At 55.6% G+C, this 4,105-nt stretch carries 4 protein-coding genes and 1 pseudogene; 1 reads left to right on the forward strand and 4 read right to left on the reverse strand.

Annotated features, from left to right (window positions below; genetic code table 11):
• Together WBQ70_RS10600 and WBQ70_RS10605 are read right to left on the reverse strand one after the other, a co-directional pair.
• A partial coding sequence (locus WBQ70_RS10600; protein WP_423913885.1) for a hypothetical protein occupies positions 1-447 on the reverse strand: 447 nt, incomplete at its 3' end.
• A 108-nt stretch (positions 448-555) separates the two neighbouring features.
• On the reverse strand, positions 556-1,272 hold the full coding sequence (locus WBQ70_RS10605; RefSeq protein WP_423913878.1) for a GAF domain-containing protein: 717 nt from the start codon (positions 1,270-1,272) through the stop codon (positions 556-558).
• A gap of 368 nt (positions 1,273-1,640) precedes the next feature.
• Here WBQ70_RS10605 and WBQ70_RS10610 point away from each other — a divergent pair, with 368 nt between their 5' ends.
• A complete protein-coding gene (locus tag WBQ70_RS10610; protein WP_423913880.1) occupies positions 1,641-3,182 on the forward strand; it encodes a methyl-accepting chemotaxis protein in 1,542 nt (513 codons plus the stop codon).
• A 75-nt stretch (positions 3,183-3,257) separates the two neighbouring features.
• On the opposite strand, the pseudogene WBQ70_RS10615 reads toward WBQ70_RS10610, so the two are convergent.
• Together WBQ70_RS10615 and WBQ70_RS10620 are read right to left on the reverse strand one after the other, a co-directional pair.
• Positions 3,258-3,536 (reverse strand): annotated as a pseudogene (locus WBQ70_RS10615) (BLUF domain-containing protein); the annotation flags it as partial.
• 187 nt (positions 3,537-3,723) lie between these two features.
• Positions 3,724-4,105: H-NS family nucleoid-associated regulatory protein (locus tag WBQ70_RS10620; protein WP_423913883.1), on the reverse strand; the 382-nt coding region annotated here is incomplete at its 5' end.

A 4,105-nucleotide genomic window follows, 5' to 3' on the forward strand; every position in this document is an offset into this window, starting at 1 on the left:
GCGTTGGGTACGTTTCGGCCAGTTTCGCCGATGGCTTTTGGCCACCTCGCCCATTTCAGGCGCACTCATCCCCGTGCCCCGCTCAAGAGCCGACGCCGCGCCATCCACAGATTGCTCAACGCAAACAAGGTGTGCAACTGCGCCGTGTTCTTCGCCAACACTGTTGTGCTTCAAGCAGTGGGAAGACTGACCGAGCGAGCCACTCAGCACCGATTCTGTAAGCGTGTTCGGACGGTAAGGAATGGTCGCCACCAACTCGGCACCCTCTTCATTGGCTTCTGACCCAATGAAGGCTGGCCGTCGCCCGTCTTTCCATTGCCAGATCTCCAGATCGCCACCAGTCGAATCGTCCTCCGGCCTGCGGAAGTAAAGCAGCATTGCGAACAGTTCTTCGGGCGCATCTGTAGCAGGTTGCTGAAATGCTGGTTTCGCGCCGTGAACTTGCACAAATAAGGGAGCCTGCCCCCTTGCCCACTTCGGACAATCGCTTGTAGCTCGTTCTATGCTGTCGACAATTCTCAGCACAGGCCATCAGGGAGTATTTCAGTAGCCCTGCTAGGGGCGTCTTTTATCCAACTCCGCGCCCAATATCTTGGCGACGTGCCGGAGGGCGTCAATCTGCTTGTTCCCCAGTGCCGAACGCGCCGAGTGGCTGATGCAGCACAGCGTTCCGTAGACAGTTCCACACTGAAGCACCACTGGCGTGCTTAGGTACGCGCCTATGTTCAAAGTCTTCGCAATCATTAAATCCCAAAGCTCGGGGACAGACTTCGCGTCATTGAGCAATTCCGGCAAACGGCCATCCACAACCCGTTGGCACAAAGTCAATTCCAGCGGACCGCAATCGCCCTCCTTGAAAGGTAGCTTTATGTGTTCAGCATTATCCAAGTGCCGGAAGACCTTCTGCCCCTCCACAAATTCGGCGACAAATGCAATGTCCATTTGCAAAAGCACACGAACGTTGTGCAAAAGGTCCTGCAACGCCCCGTCTGACTGGGTTGTCAAATCGGCGGTTGCGACGATGAATTTTGAGGTGATCGCTGAGAGCCCCGTAAGGTGCTTGTCGGGCTCGATATTTTCTACTGTGGATTTGGGCAGAAATAGCGGGGATAGCGGATCCATGAGGAATCGCCGGCGAAGCTCGGTCTCGCAGCGTGCCGCTTCAGCCTGTGTCCCCAAGCCTTGAAGCGCCCTGCGGCGCAAGTCTTGCGATTTAGAGATGAGTGGTTGTTCTGGCAAGTCCTGCATTGCCATATTGGATTGCGTTTTCATTAATAATTTTGAAACATAGGGGCTCTAACGCACGCGTCAGATTTTTCCCGCCCGTATCTAGAGAAACTTCAATTCTTCCTCACTGGCGGCGAGAATCTCATGTCAAAAGACGTATCGAATGATGGGAAAGTAAATATTCGAGCAGTCATGTGAATAAATACCGGTCCTGTAAGGCAGAATGGAAACAACGAGCGTCAGGTTTGACCTTGGCGCCGCCTAGACCGGAGTGAGCCAACTGCAGCGCATAGCCTCTGCGTCCAACAGACGGTGCGGGCTGAAAACCGCACGGGGGCCACGAGGTCGTAAGCACTTAAGCCAAAGTGGCTCATTTCTGCATCGGCCCCAACACTGAGCGCCGGCCCACATCTGTGCTGCCTAAAGTATTCAAAGTTTTTGCCGATATCAGGGGATTCGACGTACTTCGCATTCCGCGCACACAATTCGCCCTTGCAATCTGCTCCATGTCCAACCCACCTGCTCACGCTGCGGCTCAGTCAATCTCCGAGTTCAACCCGTCCCTGCCGGAGGTACGTCGCGCAGCCGATGCATTGCTGCTGACCATCTGTGGCGTTGGCGGACTAGCAGCTTTGGGCATTGGATGGCACTTTCAACAGTTCGAACTCGCCATGTTTTGTGTGGCGTTCCTGTCCGCTTGTGCACTTCTCACCTTCGTCTTTCTCCGGGGAACATGGTTTAGCAGTGTGGCCTTCCCAATACTATTGGTGAGCTTCGTTGGCCTCCATATTCAGCTCGCAGGCGGGAAAACCGAGTTTCACTTTGGCGTATTCGTGGCACTTGCATTTCTGTTGGCGTATCGCCATTGGGCACCGGTCCTCGTTGGAGGCATTGCGGTGGCACTGCACCACATATTTTTCGACCGCCTACAGGCCATGGGGTTTCCGGTCTTCTGCCTTCCCGCCTCCGACTTCTACTCTGTTGTGTTTCACGCAGTCTTTGTCGTAGTCGAAGTGGCATTCGGCATGTTCATCGCCGTGCGCATGCGCCAGGACGCATTACTCTCAACAGAACTCGAGTGCATTACGAACCGACTTCACTCTGCGAGCGGACAGGTTAGCTTTGCGATGGTCGGAGAACCCGCCCTCACCCGTCAGGGGGCAGAACTTCTTCAGGTACTGTCACGAATCCGGGATGCCATGGTGATCGCTCGCGAATCAGCAACTCAGGTGAGCGCCTCGTCTAGAGGCATTGCCGATGGCAGTGTCGACCTCTCGAGCCGGACAGCGACTGCTGCCGATGGTCTGCAGCGAACAGCTTCAGCGGTGGAACAACTCACCGCTACCGTGTCTGCCACGGCTGAAGCGGTCAGACGCGCTACAGAACTGGCCGAGGCAGCCACCGCACAAGCGGGAAAAGGCGAAGCATCGGTCGAAGAGTTGACTCGCAGGATGAAAAGTCTCGCTGAATCTTCGCACCGTGTTGCGGACATTACCGGGGTGATCGACAGCATCTCTTTTCAGACCAATATACTGGCCTTGAACGCTGCAGTTGAAGCTGCGCGCGCGGGTGACCAAGGGCGCGGATTTGCCGTTGTCGCGTCGGAAGTCCGACAGCTAGCCAAACGAAGCGCGAGCGCCGCAGGCGAGATTAAGTCATTGGTGACCGAGTCCGGGGAGCAGCTGCAAAGCAGTATCACGGCTACGAACGAAACCAGGGGCGCCCTGATCTCGATTCTTGAGGAAGTTCGCGGCATGAGCCAGTTGCTTGCTGATGTATCCCGTGCCGCCAACGAACAGCGCTCTGGCATTCAGGGGGTCAATGACTCGCTGTTGACGCTCGACCAGGCAACGCAGCAGAACGCTGCCTTGGTAGAGCAGTCATCTGAGGCCGCAGAATCTCTCAAAGACCAAGCTGCTCACCTGTCATGCGCTATGGCGTCCTTCGAGGCCTGACGGAAGGGCCGGAGCCGTCGTAGGGCACTAGGACTGAGCAGCGGTGCGGCCGTGCTTGGATCCCCCGCGTAGAGGTCAATTTGCTGCCAGGCGAAAAGCTTCGGAAGATTGCCCGGGGTTATCGTTCCAGTCGAGAAGTGCCATCGCCCAATCAGCAAACGCCCGTTTGGGAATGCGGCGCTGCTCGAGCTGAGTAACGTCCCGATGGCGCGTGTCCGCCTGGATGCTTTTGAAGAGGACATCGACTGTGTTTTCTTCGCCTTCAAGGTACTGCATGTAGATGCCGTCCAAATGACAAAGTACCCCTGTCACCTGAAGCCCAGGGTTGACGCGATGGGACCAATCAAGAATGGCAGATAGATCCTGAACAGGATTTCAGCCTCGGCTGGCATAAATGAGGCGGATAAGCATCTTGCATGCTAACAACATCCCTCAACGCAGCGGCATTTTTTCCGTCTTATCGGCTTAGTGATCTGAAAGCCGATTCCAGGCCTTCTCCTAAGTGGCGCAGACAGCTCGGCGTAAAAAATTCTGACACACTTTATTTTATCTCAAAATCCGAAAGGGATTTTCCTGCGGCTAAGGCTTCCGTAATCCAGCGTGGCTTGCGTCCGCGACTGCCGGACCAAGTCTCCCCAGCTGGGCCGCGATATTTTGCCGCGGCGCTCGATTTGATCGATCGCGCCTTCGGCGCACGGCTCGACAGCTTCAAGTCAGCAGCGGTCAAACCATATTCCGCAATCGTCTTGCGGATGTCGTCAATGACCCCGGCGCGCTCCTGATTGCGAAAATCTTCAGCCTGCTTTCGCAGTTGCGCGAGCTGCTCCTCATTCTTCTTGATTTCTGCCTGGATGTCGGAGAGAGATGTAGCCATTTGCCGTCCTGTTTGGAAAACGATATAATCCAATGGCTTGATCCAAAGG

Origin of the sequence: Flavobacterium sp. (assembly GCF_049590715.1) — a bacterium.
Classification (GTDB): Bacteria; Bacteroidota; Bacteroidia; order Flavobacteriales; family Flavobacteriaceae; genus Flavobacterium.